Origin of the sequence: Mesorhizobium sp. M7A.F.Ca.US.014.04.1.1 (genome assembly GCF_003998745.1) — a bacterium.
Taxonomy (GTDB): Bacteria; Pseudomonadota; Alphaproteobacteria; order Rhizobiales; family Rhizobiaceae; genus Mesorhizobium; species Mesorhizobium ciceri.
On the sequence record NZ_RZRW01001145.1, the window covers coordinates 1 to 977 of the forward strand.

At 64.2% G+C, this 977-nt stretch carries 1 protein-coding gene and 1 pseudogene; both read right to left on the reverse strand.

Annotated elements, in window-relative coordinates; genetic code table 11:
- Positions 1–204, reverse strand: a pseudogene (locus EOA22_RS35160) (cytochrome o ubiquinol oxidase subunit IV); the annotation flags it as partial.
- Positions 201–887, reverse strand: a complete 687-nt coding sequence (locus EOA22_RS35165; protein ID WP_082826763.1) for a cytochrome (ubi)quinol oxidase subunit III — start codon at positions 885–887, stop codon at positions 201–203. The pseudogene EOA22_RS35160 and the gene EOA22_RS35165, both read right to left, overlap by 4 nt.
- Positions 888–977: the final 90 nt, after the last annotated feature.

Here is a 977-nt window from a genome sequence, read left to right on the forward strand (position 1 = left end):
CACCAGGGCCGAAATCACCGCCGGCTGGTAAATCAGATCGGTTTGAGCCGCCAGGAATGACGCGATCGTGAGCAGGATGGCCAGGCCGTAGCCGATCACATAGCCCAACAGCCCTCCAGCCACTTCGTGCTCGGTTATACGTTCCTCGCCCGGTGCGGAATCGCGGCGGTCCTGCATCTCGCCGGGCCTGCTCTCGATGGTCATGGCGATGCTCCCAACAGATAGACCAGGGTGAAGATGGCGACCCAGATGATGTCGAGTGCGTGCCAGAAAAGCCCGAAGCAGTGGAGCCGCCGCAAAATATCCGACCGAAAACCCTTGACCCATAGCTGCGCCATCATTGTGCCCAGCCAGAGCAGCCCCAGCCCGACATGGGTGCCGTGGCAGCCAACGAGCGCAAAGAAGGCTGATAGAAATGCGCTGCGCGAAGGCCCCGCCTGCTCGCCGATCATCGCCGCGAATTCCTGTACCTCCAGAAACAGGAAGGCTGCCCCGAGCAATCCGGTGACGAGCAGCCAGGCCTGCGTGGCAGCCATCGATCTGCGATGGGTCGCGAGTGTCGCCAGGCCACCGGTGAAGCTCGACGTGAGCAGAAGGCCCGTCTGCACCGCAACGCGGGTGGGCTCGAACAAATCCTTGCCGGTCGGTCCGCCGGCGGTCGCCTTGGCAAGCACGGCATACGCCGCGAAGAAGGCCGAGAATATGATGATGTCGGACAGCAGAAAGATCCAGAAGCCATATGCCACGGTGACGAATTTCGAGGCCGGGCCGCCTTCTCCGTGGCCGGTCGCGGAGCGCACGCCATGTCGGCCGCCCTGACCAAGCCGATAGGGGTCTCGGGCCTGGGTGCCCGCGCCGAAGTCGCCGGGTAGCGCGTGATCGCTCATGCCGGCCGCTCCCAGCGCCGCAGCCGGGCTGACTGTGCGGCCTTGTGGTCATCGTCGATGCGCGCGACCTTTTCGGCGGGAATCTCATAA

What these genes read in the sequence shown, in the direction of transcription:
- EOA22_RS35165 (WP_082826763.1), bottom strand. Translation starts at nt 887, where the DNA reads ATGAGCGATCACGCGCTACCCGGCGACTTCGGCGCGGGCACCCAGGCC.